Source organism: Streptococcus sp. k-163 (assembly GCF_013277555.1).
Classification (GTDB): Bacteria; Bacillota; Bacilli; order Lactobacillales; family Streptococcaceae; genus Streptococcus.
Map to the genome: position 1 here is coordinate 59,497 of NZ_VMND01000015.1, position 15,166 is coordinate 74,662.

Annotated in this window: 14 protein-coding genes and 3 pseudogenes; 13 read left to right on the forward strand and 4 right to left on the reverse strand. The window is 39.3% G+C overall.

Annotated features, from left to right (window positions below):
• From HT731_RS06290 to HT731_RS06305, 4 genes and pseudogenes are all read left to right on the forward strand, one after another.
• Positions 1-612, forward strand: coding sequence for an alpha/beta hydrolase (locus HT731_RS06290; protein WP_173278267.1), 612 nt, complete (start codon positions 1-3; stop codon positions 610-612).
• Between the two features lie 49 nt (positions 613-661).
• A pseudogene (locus HT731_RS06295) lies at positions 662-1,348 on the forward strand (N-acetylmuramoyl-L-alanine amidase family protein); the annotation flags it as partial.
• Between the two features lie 117 nt (positions 1,349-1,465).
• Positions 1,466-2,425: an ROK family glucokinase gene (locus tag HT731_RS06300; RefSeq protein ID WP_000078559.1), complete on the forward strand. Its 960-nt coding sequence runs from the start codon at positions 1,466-1,468 to the stop codon at positions 2,423-2,425.
• Between the two features lie 97 nt (positions 2,426-2,522).
• Positions 2,523-3,362 (forward strand): thymidylate synthase, encoded by an 840-nt coding sequence (locus HT731_RS06305; RefSeq protein ID WP_173278156.1) that lies wholly within the window; start codon positions 2,523-2,525, stop codon positions 3,360-3,362.
• A 50-nt stretch (positions 3,363-3,412) separates the two neighbouring features.
• Here the strand turns inward: HT731_RS06305 and HT731_RS06310 are convergent, their stop codons facing one another.
• Positions 3,413-3,583: a DUF3042 family protein gene (locus HT731_RS06310; protein ID WP_049512474.1), complete on the reverse strand. Its 171-nt coding sequence runs from the start codon at positions 3,581-3,583 to the stop codon at positions 3,413-3,415.
• Positions 3,584-3,703: 120 nt separating this feature from the next.
• On the opposite strand from HT731_RS06310, the gene miaA reads away from it, so the two are divergent.
• From miaA to HT731_RS06335, 5 genes are read left to right on the forward strand one after another with little or no spacing between them, the layout of a single operon-like run.
• The gene (miaA, locus tag HT731_RS06315) at positions 3,704-4,588 is read left to right on the forward strand and encodes a tRNA (adenosine(37)-N6)-dimethylallyltransferase MiaA (RefSeq protein WP_173278158.1); all 885 of its coding nucleotides are present in this window, start codon (positions 3,704-3,706) and stop codon (positions 4,586-4,588) included.
• Positions 4,581-5,819, forward strand: a complete 1,239-nt coding sequence (gene hflX, locus HT731_RS06320) for a GTPase HflX (RefSeq protein WP_173278160.1) — start codon at positions 4,581-4,583, stop codon at positions 5,817-5,819. The genes miaA and hflX overlap by 8 nt, the downstream gene beginning before the upstream one ends.
• Positions 5,812-6,435: a cystathionine beta-lyase gene (locus HT731_RS06325; protein WP_173278162.1), complete on the forward strand. Its 624-nt coding sequence runs from the start codon at positions 5,812-5,814 to the stop codon at positions 6,433-6,435. The genes hflX and HT731_RS06325 overlap by 8 nt, the downstream gene beginning before the upstream one ends.
• Positions 6,436-6,449: 14 nt before the next feature.
• Positions 6,450-7,379, forward strand: a complete 930-nt coding sequence (gene rnz / locus HT731_RS06330; RefSeq protein WP_173278164.1) for a ribonuclease Z — start codon at positions 6,450-6,452, stop codon at positions 7,377-7,379.
• Positions 7,380-7,399: 20 nt separating this feature from the next.
• Positions 7,400-8,155: an SDR family oxidoreductase gene (locus HT731_RS06335; protein WP_173278165.1), complete on the forward strand. Its 756-nt coding sequence runs from the start codon at positions 7,400-7,402 to the stop codon at positions 8,153-8,155.
• A 37-nt stretch (positions 8,156-8,192) separates the two neighbouring features.
• Here HT731_RS06335 and HT731_RS06340 read toward each other — a convergent pair whose 3' ends face one another.
• From HT731_RS06340 to HT731_RS06350, 3 genes are all read right to left on the reverse strand, one after another.
• Positions 8,193-9,098, reverse strand: a complete 906-nt coding sequence (locus HT731_RS06340; protein WP_173278167.1) for a helix-turn-helix transcriptional regulator — start codon at positions 9,096-9,098, stop codon at positions 8,193-8,195.
• 315 nt (positions 9,099-9,413) lie between these two features.
• Entirely contained in the window at positions 9,414-9,626 is a 213-nt protein-coding gene (locus tag HT731_RS06345; RefSeq protein WP_125421744.1) for a hypothetical protein, read from the reverse strand.
• A gap of 59 nt (positions 9,627-9,685) precedes the next feature.
• A complete protein-coding gene (locus HT731_RS06350) occupies positions 9,686-10,186 on the reverse strand; it encodes a DUF3990 domain-containing protein (RefSeq protein ID WP_173278169.1) in 501 nt (166 codons plus the stop codon).
• Positions 10,187-11,311: 1,125 nt separating this feature from the next.
• Here HT731_RS06350 and HT731_RS09410 point away from each other — a divergent pair.
• The 4 genes and pseudogenes from HT731_RS09410 to HT731_RS06365 form a co-directional block, all read left to right on the forward strand.
• Positions 11,312-12,427: pseudogene (locus HT731_RS09410) on the forward strand (SEC10/PgrA surface exclusion domain-containing protein); the annotation flags it as partial.
• Between the two features lie 519 nt (positions 12,428-12,946).
• Positions 12,947-13,483 (forward strand): annotated as a pseudogene (locus tag HT731_RS09415) (hypothetical protein); the annotation flags it as partial.
• A gap of 24 nt (positions 13,484-13,507) precedes the next feature.
• Positions 13,508-14,482, forward strand: coding sequence for a choline-binding protein C (locus HT731_RS06360; RefSeq protein WP_173278171.1), 975 nt, complete (start codon positions 13,508-13,510; stop codon positions 14,480-14,482).
• A gap of 26 nt (positions 14,483-14,508) precedes the next feature.
• Positions 14,509-15,150 carry a hypothetical protein gene (locus HT731_RS06365; RefSeq protein WP_173278173.1) on the forward strand — a complete coding sequence of 214 codons (642 nt, stop codon included), beginning with the start codon at positions 14,509-14,511 and terminating at the stop codon, positions 15,148-15,150.
• Positions 15,151-15,166 lie beyond the last annotated feature (16 nt).

The window sequence follows — 15,166 nt, forward strand, 5'->3', positions numbered from 1 at the left end:
CTGATATTTTTACATGGCTTAGGGCAGTCAGCAGAGTCTTGGAAAGAGGTTCGGAATCTACTGACAGATTATCCTTCTGAGGCTATCGAGTTATTTTCTTCTGAAGTTAACAGCTATCAAAAAGTCAAGGAGCGAGTTTATCAGCGCCTAGCTCAAGAGACAGAACCTTTTGTTTTGATTGGATTGTCCTTAGGTGCTGCACTTGCATTAGAGCTGTCAAGTTACGATTTGCCAAATCTTCAGGCCTTGGTTTTATCAGGTTGTCCATTGAAACTAGCGGGCAATATCCCTTTTTACATTCAGTTGCTGATATTTAAATTGCTGCCTAAGAGGATATTTGAGAAACAGGGAGCAGATAAATCGCTTCTGGTTGGAGTTTCTGAGGAATTAAAAACACTTGATTTAAGGGAGATTGCAAAGAATTGTCCCTATCCAACTTTGTTAATTTGTGGTAGTCAGGATAAGCCAAATCTTAGTTCAATGAAAGCTATTCAAGAACTGATGTCAAATTCCCAGTTCCAGATTATCCCTGACGGTTCTCATGTTCTGAATAGAGCAAAACCAAAGGAGTTTGTAGAAAAGACCAGAAGTTTCCTTGAATTGCTGAAATAAGTTTGATAAAATAATATTGAAAACGATATCATAATTATAGGAGAAAGAAATGAACAAACGTCTATTTTTAAAAATGAGTCTGGCTACCTTGCCAGTTTTAGCCTTGTTTTCACAGCCTGTGTTAGCAGAAGAAAACATTCATTTTTCTAGCTGTAAGGAAGCTTGGGCAAATGGATACTCGGATATTCACGAGGGAGAACCGGGATATTCTGCCAAGTTAGATCGCGATCATGATGGTGTGGCTTGCGAATTGAAGAATGCTCCTAAGGGTGCTTTCAAAGCAAAACAATCAACTGCGGCTCAAAACAATACAAGCTCAGCAACAACAAGTGGCTGGGTTAAGCAGGATGGTGCTTGGTATTACTTTGATGGAAATGGCAATCCAGTGAAAAATGCATGGCAGGGAAGCTATTACCTGAAAGCTGATGGTAAAATGGCACAGAGCGAATGGATTTATGACTCTTCTTATCAAGCTTGGTATTATTTGAAATCAGATGGTTCTTATGCAAAGAATGCATGGCAAGGAGCTTACTACCTTAAATCAAATGGTAAAATGGCACAAGGTGAGTGGGTTTATGACTCTTCTTACCAAGCCTGGTATTACTTGAAATCAGATGGTTCATACGCTCGTAATGCATGGCAAGGAAATTACTATTTGAAATCAGATGGCAAAATGGCTAAAAATGAGCGAGTTGATGGAGGCCGCTACTACGTAGATGCTTCAGGCCTCTGGAAACCATAAGTCAGGATAAAATCTAGAAAGTTAATGCAAACCTTTGCATAAATGAGTGAATTTTGTTATACTATAACTGTAAGCATTTTCAATTAATTCATAATGAAAAAGGAGAATATGATGAGTCAAAAGATTATTGGGATTGACCTTGGTGGAACTTCTATCAAATTTGCAATCTTGACAACAGCAGGAGAAATCCAAGAAAAATGGTCTATCAAGACCAACATTTTGGATGAGGGAAGTCATATCGTAGATGATATGATTGAGTCTATTCAACATCGTTTGGACTTGCTTGGATTGGCAGCAGCGGACTTCCAAGGTATTGGGATGGGATCACCAGGTGTGGTTGACCGTGAAAAAGGGACTGTTATCGGTGCCTACAACCTCAACTGGAAAACCCTTCAACCAATCAAAGAAAAGATTGAAAAAGCCGTGGGTATTCCATTTTTTATCGATAATGATGCCAACGTAGCTGCTCTTGGTGAACGTTGGATGGGTGCTGGTGATAACCAACCAGATGTTGTCTTTATGACACTCGGCACAGGTGTTGGTGGCGGTATCGTCGCAGAAGGAAAATTGCTTCACGGTGTTGCCGGTGCTGCTGGTGAACTTGGCCATATCACTGTGGACTTTGACCAACCAATCGCATGTACTTGTGGGAAAAAAGGCTGTCTTGAGACAGTGGCTTCAGCAACAGGTATTGTCAACTTGACTCGTCGTTACGCAGATGAATACGAAGGCGATGCAGAATTGAAACGTTTGATCGACGACGGTGAAGAAGTAACAGCTAAAACTGTCTTTGACTTGGCAAAAGAAGGAGACGACCTTGCCTTGATCGTCTACCGTAATTTCTCACGTTACTTGGGTATTGCATGTGCCAACATCGGTTCAATCCTTAATCCATCAACAATCGTTATCGGTGGTGGTGTATCGGCTGCAGGAGAATTCCTTCTACAAGGTGTTCAAAAGGTTTATGATGAAAATACCTTCCCACAAGTTCGCACAACAACTAAGCTAGCTCTTGCAACTCTAGGAAATGACGCTGGAGTGATTGGAGCAGCATCACTTGTATTGCAATAAAATAAAAAAGGAGAAAATTGCTTTCCAGAAGCGAGTGATTTTCCTCCTTTCTTTTTTTATGCTATACTAGTTAGGACAATAAATGAGGTGAGAGCAAATGACAAAAGCAGATACAATTTTTAAAGAGAATATTGAACGAATCCTCAAAGACGGTGTCTTTTCTGAACAGGCACGTCCCAAGTACAAGGATGGAACTGTTGCTAACTCTAAGTATGTAACGGGTGCTTTTGCCGAGTATGACTTGGCCAAAGGGGAATTCCCCATCACGACCTTGCGTCCCATTGCCATCAAATCCGCCATCAAGGAAGTGCTCTGGATTTACCAAGACCAGTCTAATAGCCTAGAAGTTCTCAATGACAAGTACAATGTTCACTATTGGAATGACTGGGAAGTGGGGGATACAGGAACCATTGGGGAGCGCTATGGGGCTGTTGTTAAGAAACACGATATCATCAATAAGCTTCTCAAACAGTTGGAAGCCAACCCTTGGAACCGTCGCAATATCATTTCGCTCTGGGATTACCAAGCTTTTGATGAGACGGACGGCCTCCTCCCATGCGCCTTTCAGACCATGTTTGATGTCCGCCGTGTAGATGGGGAAATCTATCTGGATGCGACCTTGACCCAGCGTTCTAATGATATGCTGGTAGCACACCACATCAACGCTATGCAGTACGTAGCTCTTCAAATGATGATTGCCAAGCATTTTGGCTGGAAGGTTGGGAAGTTCTTCTACTTCATCAACAACCTCCATATCTATGACAATCAATTTGAACAAGCTCAGGAATTGCTTCGTCGTGAGCCTTCAAACTGCCAACCACGTTTGGTCTTGAATGTGCCAGATAAGACCAATTTCTTTGATATCAAAGCAGAAGATTTTGAGTTGGTGGATTATGACCCTGTCAAGCCACAGTTGAAGTTTGATCTAGCTATTTAAAAGAATAGAAAAAAGAAGTTGAGACAATGAATCCCAACTTCTTTTGTTTCTTAACGTGATACGCGGCGACGAGCTGCTTTTTTACGGTTTTCTTCGATGAAAGCTACTTTTTGCTCTTCTGGTTCGATTACTTTCTTTTTAAATGCGTATACTGCACCTGCAAGTGCAGCGACAGTTCCTGCGACACCTGTTACAAGACCTTTAGCGAATCCTTTAGCCATGAGTCTTCCTCCTTTATCTTCTTAATCAGCCAGCCCCTTCAAGAGGTCACATTTTTCTGACTGACCTTTTTGTGTTATAATAATAGTAACGAAAAAATGGGAATTTTTCAAGGAAAAAAGATGAAAACAAAAATAATTGTGATTGTTGGACCGACTGCCGTTGGAAAAACAGCCCTTGCCATTGAAGTGGCCAAGCGCTTTGGTGGGGAAGTTGTGAGCGGCGATAGTCAGCAGGTTTACCGAGGTCTAGATATTGGGACGGCTAAGGCTAGCTCAGAGGAGCAGGCAGCTGTTCCCCATCATTTAATCGATGTTAGAGAGGTAACCGAGTCTTACTCGGCTTTTGATTTTGTTTCAGAAGCTAAGATGGCTATTGAGGATATTTACAGTCGTGGCAAGCTAGCTATTATTGCTGGTGGGACTGGGCTTTATATCCAGAGCTTACTTGAAGGATATCATCTGGGTGGAGAGACTCCTCATGAGGAGATTTTAGCTTATCGGGCTAGTTTAGAGCCTTATACAGATGAGGAATTAGCTCATCTTGTGGAGCAAGCTGGCCTTGAAATTCCCCAGTTTAATCGTCGTCGTGCGATGCGTGCCTTGGAAATTGCCCATTTTGGTCAGAATTTGGAAAATCAAGAGACCTTGTATGAACCATTGATTATCTGCTTGGATGATGAACGCAGTCAATTATATGAACGAATCAATCATCGAGTGGACTTGATGTTTGAGGCTGGGCTTTTGGATGAGGCCAAGTGGCTCTTTGCCCATTACCCTGATGTGCAGGCTGCTAAAGGAATTGGCTATAAGGAACTTTTTCCGTATTTCCGTGGAGAGCAGACCTTGGAGGAAGCTAGTGAGAATCTCAAACAGGCTACCCGTCGTTTTGCCAAGCGTCAGCTAACTTGGTTCCGTAATCGCATGCAGATCACCGTTTATCAGATTGGAGAGTCTGGTGTCCAAGACTGCATTTTAAGCCAGATAGAGGAGTTTTTAGATGATTGATACGGAGAAAAAAGAGGAACGAGTCCTGCTCATCGGTGTGGAATTGCAGGGCATGGACAATTTTGACCTCTCTATGGAAGAATTGGCCAGTCTAGCCAAGACAGCTGGGGCAGTCGTTGTAGATAGCTACAGGCAAAAACGTGAAAAGTATGACTCCAAGACCTTTGTCGGCTCTGGTAAGTTGGAAGAGATTGCGCTTATGGTGGATGCAGAAGAAATTACCACTGTCATTGTCAACAACCGTTTGACTCCACGGCAAAATGTCAATCTAGAAGAAGTTCTCGGTGTCAAGGTCATTGACCGTATGCAGTTGATTTTGGATATCTTTGCCATGCGGGCTCGAAGCCATGAAGGGAAGCTCCAAGTCCACCTAGCCCAGCTCAAATATCTCTTGCCTCGCTTGGTTGGTCAGGGGATTATGCTCAGCCGTCAGGCAGGGGGAATTGGTTCTCGGGGACCTGGTGAAAGCCAGCTGGAGCTGAACCGTCGTAGTGTTCGCAATCAAATCACAGATATAGAGCGTCAGCTCAAGGTGGTTGAGAAGAATCGGGCGACTGTCAGAGAAAAACGTCTGGAGTCTAGCACCTTTAAGATTGGTTTGATTGGTTATACCAATGCTGGGAAATCAACTATCATGAACACCTTGACCAGTAAGACTCAGTACGAGGCAGACGAGCTCTTTGCGACTCTGGATGCGACGACTAAGAGTATCCATCTGGGGGGCAATCTACAGGTGACTTTAACTGATACCGTTGGCTTTATCCAAGATTTGCCGACAGAGTTGGTGTCCAGTTTTAAGTCAACCTTGGAAGAAAGCAAGCATGTAGACCTTCTGGTTCATGTTATCGATGCCAGCAATCCTTACCACGAGGAGCATGAAAAAACGGTCCTTTCCATCATGAAAGACTTGGACATGGAGGATATTCCTCGCCTAACACTTTATAATAAAGCGGATTTGGTGGAGGATTTTACGCCGACCCAAACACCTTATGCCCTCATTTCTGCCAAGTCTGAGGATAGTCGTGAGAATTTGCAGGCACTATTTTTAGAGAAAATCAAGGATATTTTTGAATCTTTTACCCTGCGCGTGCCTTTTTCTAAGTCCTACAAGATTCATGTTTTGGAAAGTGTAGCGATTCTTGAAGAACGCGATTATCAGGATGACGGTGAAGTTGTTACAGGCTACATTTCTGAGAAAAATAAATGGAGGTTAGAAGAATTTTATGACTGATATCAAAACTTTGGCTCTGAAGTATGGAGGTTATACAAGTCTGGATAAGGTCTATCTGGATCAGCTCCTAGCTGGTAAAACAGAGCAGGAGCAACTAGCCCTCATTACCCCTCCGCCAAGTGTGGTCAATGCCTACTTTGCAGAACTCTACCAGAAAAAAAGTCCTGAGGCTGCGACGGATTATTTTGCGGAAGTCAGTCAGGAACTGAATCTTTACAATACTGAGCCAAGTTTTACCATAGAAAATAAGCCTTTTATCCGTCTGAACCTATCTGGCAAATCCTTTGGTTTCTGCTATGAGAGTGAGGGTCTTGGTCGAATTTTTTCTGAAAATAAAGAGGTAATCTCGGATGACTTGCTCTTTGAGGTTGCGCAAATTTTCCCCCATCAACTGGTCTTTGAGAAGTCTGGAAAGATTTACATGAAGGCTGTCGAGGACGAGGAAGTTGTGAACGTGGAAAATCTTACAGCTTTGACGGATTTGGAAAGCTTGGCTGATGGTCGCAAGCGTCTTAAAGGTTACAGCCAAGAGGAGTTATTACAAGAAGCCACAGCTTTTTCTGGCAAGCGCTATTTTCGATCGGAAAACCGCACAGCCATGTTATATATTGATTAATTAGAAAGTATCAAATGGATATTCAATTTTTAGGAACGGGGGCTGGTCAGCCCTCTAAAGCCCGCAATGTCTCCAGTCTCGCCCTGAAACTCTTGGACGAGATTAACGAAGTCTGGCTCTTTGACTGTGGAGAAGGTACGCAAAATCGCATTTTGGAAACCACGATTCGACCACGTAAGATCAGCAAAATCTTTATCACCCACCTGCATGGAGACCACATTTTTGGCTTGCCAGGTTTCCTTTCTAGTCGTGCCTTTCAGGCCAATGAAGAGCAGACAGATTTGGAAATCTATGGACCTCAAGGCATCAAATCTTTTGTATTGACCAGTCTACGAGTGTCAGGTTCACGCCTGCCCTATAAGATTCATTTCCATGAATTTGACCAAGATTCTCTAGGGAAAATTCTTGAAACAGATAAATTCACGGTGTATGCGGAAGAGTTGGACCACACTATTTTCTGCGTTGGCTATCGTGTCATGCAAAAGGACTTGGAAGGAACGCTGGATGCTGAAAAGCTCAAGGCAGCTGGAGTCCCATTTGGCCCACTTTTTGGGAAAATCAAAAACGGTCAGGACGTTGTTCTCGAAGACGGTACTGAAGTCAAAGCAGCAGACTATATCTCAGCTCCCCGTCCAGGTAAGATTATCACTATTCTAGGTGACACCCGAAAAACCAATGCCAGCGTACGTCTGGCTGTCAATGCTGATGTCTTGGTCCATGAATCAACTTATGGCAAAGGCGATGAGAAAATTGCCCGTAATCATGGTCACTCAACCAATATGCAGGCGGCGGAGGTCGCAGTAGAAGCAGGTGCTAAACGCCTCCTGCTCAATCATATCAGTGCTCGCTTCCTCTCAAAAGATATCAGCAAACTCAAGAAAGATGCGGCTACAATTTTTGAAAATGTGCATGTAGTCAAAGACTTGGAAGAAGTGGAAATCTAAAAGATTGAGAAAGGATAAGTATGCGTACGATTCTCATTACCGGAGCTAGCGGTGGTCTAGCTCAAGAAATGGTCAAACTTTTACCAGAAGACCAGCTTATCTTGCTTGGTCGAGATAAGGAAAAATTAGCTCAACTCTACGGAAATCATCCCCATGCAGAATTGATTGAAATCGATATTACCGATGATTCAGCCCTAGAAACTCTGGTAACTGACCTCTATTTCCGTTATGGTAAGATTGATGTCTTGATTAATAACGCTGGTTACGGGATTTTTGAAGAATTTGACCAGATTTCTGCCCAAGATATTCATCAGATGTTTGAGGTCAATACCTTTGCCCTGATGAATCTGTCTCGTCGCCTTGCTGCTCCTATGAAGGAAAGACGAAAGGGCCATATCATCAATATCGTTAGCATGGCAGGTTTGATCGCTACTGGCAAGTCCAGCCTTTACTCAGCGACCAAGTTTGCGGCCATTGGGTTTTCAAATGCTCTGCGTCTCGAACTCATGTCCTACGGTGTTTATGTAACGACGGTCAATCCAGGACCAATCCGTACAGGATTTTTTGACCAGGCTGACCCAGATGGTACCTATCTTAAATCAGTTGATCGCTTCCTGCTAGAACCAGATGCAGTAGCTAAAAAGATTGTTAATTGTATAGGAAAAAACAAACGAGAACTCAATCTTCCGTTTTTGTTGAATCTAGCCCATAAGTTTTATACCCTATTTCCCAAGCTAGCTGATAAGTTGGCAGGGGAAACTTTTAATTATAAGTAAAAAAGTTGTTCCGAAAATGGAGCAACTTTTTTGATGATTAGAATAAATCAATTCCAGTCTTATTTAATGCATGACAATGATAAGTGAAGGCGTTGATAAAATTAGAGTAGTATTGCTGATCAATAAATTTTGCGCTTTGCAGATAATTAAATAGATTTTTGGCTAGGGGAATAGCCTCGGGTTTATTCCATCTAAATTGATTGTAAACATGTTCAACTTCTAGAAACATGAGGGGAATAGCTAGATAGCCTCGTTCGAAGGTCTGAAGTGATTTAATTTTTTTAATAATATCGTCAGCCTTTTGATAGTAACCCAGTTCAGAGAAGTATTTTGCGGAGAAAGTGAGAGCATTTAAAATGCGGATGTAGGTGTCAGTATTGGCACTTTCTTTGTACATAAGTAGTAATTGTTTGCTCATATGATCAATAAGTTCCATCGGACAATGATTGACAATGACGCGATAAATTTCAAGTTCGATACTATTAAAGACATCCGATTTCATTAAATGATTGATAATGTTTTGAATTCTGGCAACAGTTTCAGGACTTTTTGATATGGTTGGATAATGTCTTAATTTAATAGATTTGAAAATCATCTCTGCTTGAAGTGGGTTGTCTTTTAGATAGACATCAAATAATTTTTCGTATTCTTCAATATAAGTGAGGATATCTTCTTCATGGACCACATGCTTACCAAATTCTATAGCTGGTAATTCTAAGCAGTCTCCACCTTTATTTGCATAGGCGAGAACAAAATCATTCCATTCAACTCCGATAACAATTAACAGTTTGGCAAAGTTTTCAAGTGAAATTCCTTTGTCTCCTTTTTCAAATTGACTTAGGAACTGTGGTGATACGATATCTGAGGCGGCTTCCTTTAGGCTGAGGCCTCGTGCTTCGCGCAGGTACTTAAATGTAGCTCCAAATGGATATAGGTTTTCCATAAATAGTCTCCTTACATACTTCTAAGACTATTATACAAAAATTTAGAGAAAAAAATGGAGAAAGAAAACTATAGTTACAAAATATTAGAATTCTATGCTATTTTTTATTTTTGTGAACAAGATTGAAACTATAGTTTAGTTTGCGAAAAAATAGATAGGTAGGTAGGGTCTAATAAGCTGTATAAACACAAAAAGGAATAAATTCCTTATAGTAGAGTTAACACCTCTTACTATAAGAGATTTATTCCTAATGTGGTCATGAATAGTTTTTGAGAATAGAGAAAAAGATTTGATGAACCAAACTCAAATTACTTATTAATGCACTGAGTAACGGTGGGCAATATCTACGATATTATCAGCTATAAGGTCTGCGGTTAAATGAGAACCTCCATTATCTAGCTCTTCAAACCAATTTTTCAATACAACATTTGTAACAGGAGAAACAGTATCAGGAGCAATATGATAATTCTTCCTTAAAAACTGTTCTACTTCATCTCTGAGAGTTTGTTCTTTACTTGACAAAATCATATCGTTTCCTCCTTAACTAGGGTTAGTCTATCTGCAATTCTTTGATCACATATACACAATTACGTATCATTCTGATATTTTCCCAAAAGAATTTCAGCGGTTTGTTCTAAGGTATTAAACCCTTGGAAATAATTATCTAAAGTTTCTTTCAATCGTGTAACTTGACCATCAAGAACTGGACCAAATACTGCTGAAAAATGATGAATATTATTTCCAGACTTAGCATCTAATTCCAATCTATTTTTATAAACAAACTGAAAGTATTCTTTGTCAATTTCAAAAATTTTAGTTTCAGAATTATCAAGTTCTTGAAATTGATAACTTAGAACAACCGATTTTACATTCGGATTAAAAGGAATTTCATCTTTTGTTTTCCGCTGAGCCCATTTAATTGCTTGGCTGGGCTTAGATGTCACATAAAATCCTATACCAAAATCACAGTTACGTTTACTATGATAGACATCTATTCCATCTTTTAAAGAAGCAACTTGAGTAGATGTTGTTCCGTGATACCAAATTTTTGTACTGCTAAACTCCTTATTAAAGTTTAACTCTTTCATAAAATAATTATAGCATTTTTCTAGGATTTACGCACCTACTACCTGTTTCAATTCTAGTTTAGATAAGTCAACTACTTTAAAATCCTTCTAAAACTATTATACAAAATTTTAAAGAAAATACTGGAAAAAGTAAACTATAGTTACAAAATATTAGAATTCTATGCTAATTTTTTATTTTAAAAATTATATTGAAACTATAGTTTAAATGTCGAAAAAATTAAATATCTATTATGGTATGATAAGGGAAAGAATAGCTAACAAAGCCGGCTTGTTATACTAGTATAACAAGGATTGACTTACCACTCAATCCTATTCTATCAGCCATCAAAGGAGAAAATGATGAAGAAACTGAAAACCCTCACAACTTCAACAGCTATTGCGCTTGCGTCTGTTGGTGTGCCTGCATTTGCTCAGGAAGCAACTACTACAACAGCAGTTGATACAACTGCTGTAACTGCTGTAAACGAACCTGCTCTTGTTTCTAAACCTGTAGCCGATGCAAAACCAGAAATGAAGAAATCTTCTGATGTCAAGCCTGCTCTTGATGCTCAAGCGTCTACTGTTAAGCAAGTTGAAGCTGAAAGTGAAACAGCAAAAGCTGAAGCTACTTCTGCTAACCAAGCTGTTACAACTACTGAAACTGCTTTGACAAGCGCTAAAGAGGACTTGAAGTCAGCGGAAGCTGTTAAAGCAAATGCTACAGAAGAAAATATCACTGCTACAAAAGCCAAACAAGACGCCAATGTAAAAGCTCAAGAAGCCAATCAAAAAGCAACTGAAGCATCTACTGAAGCGATTAAAGCTCAAACTGAAACTGTAGCAACTGAAACAGCTAACGTTGCAAGCGCAACAAGTAAGAAAGCTGAAGCTGATAAAACAGTAACCGCTAAAGAAGCGAATGTAAAATCAGCTGAAGACGCGCTAAATGGTTCAGGACTTGGTGAAGCTAAAGCCTCTCTTGCCCAAGCTGAAAAAGATATTGAACAAGCCAATGCCAATATCTCAAGCGCAACAACAGCTGTCAAAACCGCTAAGAAAGCAGATAGCAACCGCGCAGACGCCATCAAACAAGCTGAGAACAATGTGAATGTCAAAAATGACGCCTTGAAACTAGCTAAAGAAATGATGGACGCAGACCAAAACAAAGTTGAATCTATCCAAGAAAAAGCGGATGCTACAGCGTCTAAAGAAAAAGAAGCTCAAACTGCGTTGCATATTGAAAAAGCTAAATTATCAAAAGAGAAAATTACTACAAGTAATGTTGTTTACAATTTGACAGCTGAAGAAAAAGTCAAATACGGATTTAATAAAGACCAAGTGACTTTTAAAGACGCTTATGAATACTGGAAAAAGAATTGGACTGATGATGCTAGTGAATTATTACAAAAGTTAGCTATCGAAGTCACTAAAAAGTTTAATGTTAAAATCGATGAGAGCGATTCTAAACGTACAGTTGATATTAATAATTTAACAAAAGATCAAATTATTGAAATTAGTAATTTTTACGCTAATCTAACAACTGAACTTGCAAAATTAGTAGGGCAAGAGAATCATCCTCATCTTGACCAAGATGCTATTGATTACAGTAAACAAATTGCTAAAGAATATGAAAAGCGTGGTACAAGCCCACTTACTGACGGACATTTACCTTACAGTGTTAAAAAACCAATTGAAAAACGTAATGACTTATTTGAACATGCTGAAAACTTGGCTCCAGTAATTGGTTCTAAAGATGCAACCAACATGTTTGATTTGAAACACTCTATTATAACAGCATTCAGAATGTATTCATTCTTTGATAAAAGTTCTAAGTGGGGACACTTAACTAATAATATAAATGCTAAAAACAGCGTTGCGATGACAGTTGCTAATATTAACGGTGATTATTGGTTTGTAAACACTTTTGCTACTGAAACAAAACGACCAATCAACCTCAACCAAAACATTGCCCAACTTGAAGCTAAACTAGCTGAAGCACAAAAACAAAACAGTCAAGCTCAAACTGCTCTTACAAATGCTAAAGCAGAATTGGCAGAAGCTTCACGCAAATATGCTTCTGCACTTGACGCTAAAACAGAAGCTGAAAAAGAATTGGCAAGCAAAACAGCTAGTCCACTTCAAACAGAAGTCGCTGAAAAGAACTTGCAATTGGCAAACCTTGCTTTGAAAAATGCACAAGAACGTAAAGCAACTGCTGAAACAGCTGTTGAAAACTTCTCAAGAAGCCAAGCAGAAAAAGAAACTGCTCTTGAAACAGCTAAAGCTGAACTAGCTACAGCTAAAACTGATAAAAAAGATGCTGAAACTGCTCTTACAACTGCGCAAGCAAAATTGCAAGCAGAAGAAAACAAGTTGACTGCACTTCAAGCTGAACAAGCGAAACTACATGAAGAAAAAGACCAATTGGTGTCAGATGCGAAAGCAATTGCAACTGAATTGAGTGCTTATCTAAATGCAGATAAGAATCTTGCAGATGCGCAAGCAAAAGTAGCTGATTTAGAAACAAAATTGACTCAAGCAAAATCTGCTGCAAAATTGGCACAAGACAAATTGGACGCCGTTACAGTCAAATTGAAAGCTGAACAAGCTAAATTAGTTGAAATCCAAGAAGAGTTTGATAAGTTGGTTAAGGCTGAAAGAAAGGACTACTACAATTTATCAGGTTGGTATCTGGAATATCTTGCAGGGAAACAAGCGGATAAGAAAACAGATACAGAACTCAAGAAAGTAGAAGACTCAAAAGCTTCTCAAGCTGGTAACTGGATTGAGTCAGCTGGTCGCTGGTGGTACAAACATGCTGATGGTTCATATACAACCAACGGTTGGGAACAAATCAAGGATAAATGGTACTACTTTGATCACGCAGGTTGGATGAAAACTGGCTGGGTCAAAACTAGTAGCTCATGGTATTACTTGAACAACTCAGGTTCAATGGCTACAGGATGGGTAAAAGATAATGGTACATGGTATTACCTTAACAAGTCAGGTTTAATGGCTACAGGATGGGTAAAAGATAACGGTACATGGTATTACTTGAACAAGTCAGGCTCAATAGCTACAGGTTGGATAAAAGATAACGGTACATGGTATTACTTGAATAACTCAGGCTCAATGGCTACAGGATGGGTAAAAGATAATGGTTCATGGTACTATCTTGACAAGTCAGGTGCTATGACAACAGGATGGTTTAAAGTTTCTGGTAAATGGTACTACGCCTATAGTTCAGGAGCTTTAGCAGTAAACACCACTACACCAGATGGCTATACAGTCAATACCAACGGTGAGTGGGTAGAATAAGGATGAGAAAAGGAATTTGAAATCATGAAAAATAAAAAAATATTAGTTAGTTCTTTATTAGCAGGTTCGTTGTTATCAGTGGGTCTTATGGCTTCTAAACCAATGGAAGTTCATGCCTTAACAGATATGAGTGTCAAGGATACTCAAAATCCCTTGAAAATCACCTTGATACCGACAGCGGGAGGTTCTACATCAGCTACTCTTTTAGTTGACCTACAAAGAAGTTCCAACGTTAATGATAGCACTTCTCTCTATTTTGATATAGTTAATGAGAGTACTGGAACTTTGACTGAATCGCATTATTTTGGTAAATTTGATGGTAAGAATAGATTACAGTCGGGTATTAATTTACTTCTAGTAGAGGATGGCAATTATTATTTAGATATATATAGTGTAGATGATTTTGGAAAACGTTATTTTGGACGTTCAGAAATTTTTAGAATATCAGATAAGGAATATTATCCTATTAAGAAGGTAGAGACACCAAAAGCTACTGGAACTCAAAAACAAACCACTAACTCTAACTCAGGTCAAACTGGCTGGTCAGGTTCTTCCTACTACAAAGCTGGTGTGAAAGTAGTCAATCAATGGATTTTTGATGTTCAATACAATTCATACTTCTACCTAAATGCTTCAGGGAACTTTGTTCAAAATGCTTGGTCAGGCAATTACTACCTCAAATCAGGTGGCTACATGGCTAAGAGCGAGTGGATTTATGACAATAACTATAAATCATACTATTACTTGACAGCAGAGGGTAGCTATGCACGTAATGCCTGGGCTGGAAGTTACTACCTTAAATCAGATGGTAAAATGGCTAAGAGTGAGTGGATCTATGATAGCAGCTACCAATCTTACTATTACCTAACATCAGAAGGCAGCTATGCTCGTAACACATGGGTAGGCGACTACTATCTCAAGTCAAATGGTAAGATGGCAGTTAGCGAACGTACCCCAGATGGCTACCAAGTAGATGGCTTAGGTAAGTGGGTAAAATAAGGAAAAAAGAAAAGGAAAATGAAAAAATGGGATTATTTACAGACTCACTAAAAGTTAGTTCTGGTTTAACACTAGGACATGCAGCAACAAAAATAGGTATCCAAAAAACATTGTCAGCAGCTGAGGAGAGAGCAGCTACAAAGTTTAAAAATTATCAAGCTAGATTTTTTGACCCAATTGTACGTGAAGATTTGTGTCATTTAGAAGTCGATGGTCATTTAAGAGCTAAACACTACCCTTTCCCTGAGAAAGCTAGTGGAATAAATATTTCCGTATTACAAAAGGATGTTCAATATTTAACAAAGGAATTTAATGGTGAGAAATTAGTGAACTTTATTAAAAGACATCCATTATTTATAGCTTTTATCGTCTTGTTATTAAGTGTTCCAATCGGTTTATCAGATATTGGTTCGGTATTAGGATTTTCAGCATTTGTTTTTGTAGTTAGGTTGATATTTGCACGACCTAAAAAATTTCAAAGATTATTGATAGAAGACGCTAAACAATACTGGAAAATTAGGGAGTATATAAGACATGCTTTAGAAGTGGGAGAATTGACACCACAAGCAAGTTTGAAAAAATTATTAAAAGCTAGATTAGTGCAACGTTTCCCAGATACTATCGAAGAAATTGAAGCACATGCATTTAATTACAGACACGGATTGTAAAAACTAAAAAACCTCA

What these genes read in the sequence shown, in the direction of transcription:
- rnz (WP_173278164.1), top strand. Translation starts at nt 6,450, where the DNA reads ATGGATATTCAATTTTTAGGAACGGGGGCTGGTCAGCCCTCTAAAGCC.
- HT731_RS06335 (WP_173278165.1), top strand. Translation starts at nt 7,400, where the DNA reads ATGCGTACGATTCTCATTACCGGAGCTAGCGGTGGTCTAGCTCAAGAA.
- HT731_RS06360 (WP_173278171.1), top strand. Translation starts at nt 13,508, where the DNA reads ATGAAAAATAAAAAAATATTAGTTAGTTCTTTATTAGCAGGTTCGTTG.
- hflX (WP_173278160.1), top strand. Translation starts at nt 4,581, where the DNA reads ATGATTGATACGGAGAAAAAAGAGGAACGAGTCCTGCTCATCGGTGTG.
- HT731_RS06340 (WP_173278167.1), bottom strand. Translation starts at nt 9,098, where the DNA reads ATGGAAAACCTATATCCATTTGGAGCTACATTTAAGTACCTGCGCGAA.
- HT731_RS06345 (WP_125421744.1), bottom strand. Translation starts at nt 9,626, where the DNA reads ATGATTTTGTCAAGTAAAGAACAAACTCTCAGAGATGAAGTAGAACAG.
- HT731_RS06310 (WP_049512474.1), bottom strand. Translation starts at nt 3,583, where the DNA reads ATGGCTAAAGGATTCGCTAAAGGTCTTGTAACAGGTGTCGCAGGAACT.
- HT731_RS06350 (WP_173278169.1), bottom strand. Translation starts at nt 10,186, where the DNA reads ATGAAAGAGTTAAACTTTAATAAGGAGTTTAGCAGTACAAAAATTTGG.
- miaA (WP_173278158.1), top strand. Translation starts at nt 3,704, where the DNA reads ATGAAAACAAAAATAATTGTGATTGTTGGACCGACTGCCGTTGGAAAA.
- HT731_RS06325 (WP_173278162.1), top strand. Translation starts at nt 5,812, where the DNA reads ATGACTGATATCAAAACTTTGGCTCTGAAGTATGGAGGTTATACAAGT.
- HT731_RS06300 (WP_000078559.1), top strand. Translation starts at nt 1,466, where the DNA reads ATGAGTCAAAAGATTATTGGGATTGACCTTGGTGGAACTTCTATCAAA.
- HT731_RS06305 (WP_173278156.1), top strand. Translation starts at nt 2,523, where the DNA reads ATGACAAAAGCAGATACAATTTTTAAAGAGAATATTGAACGAATCCTC.
- HT731_RS06365 (WP_173278173.1), top strand. Translation starts at nt 14,509, where the DNA reads ATGGGATTATTTACAGACTCACTAAAAGTTAGTTCTGGTTTAACACTA.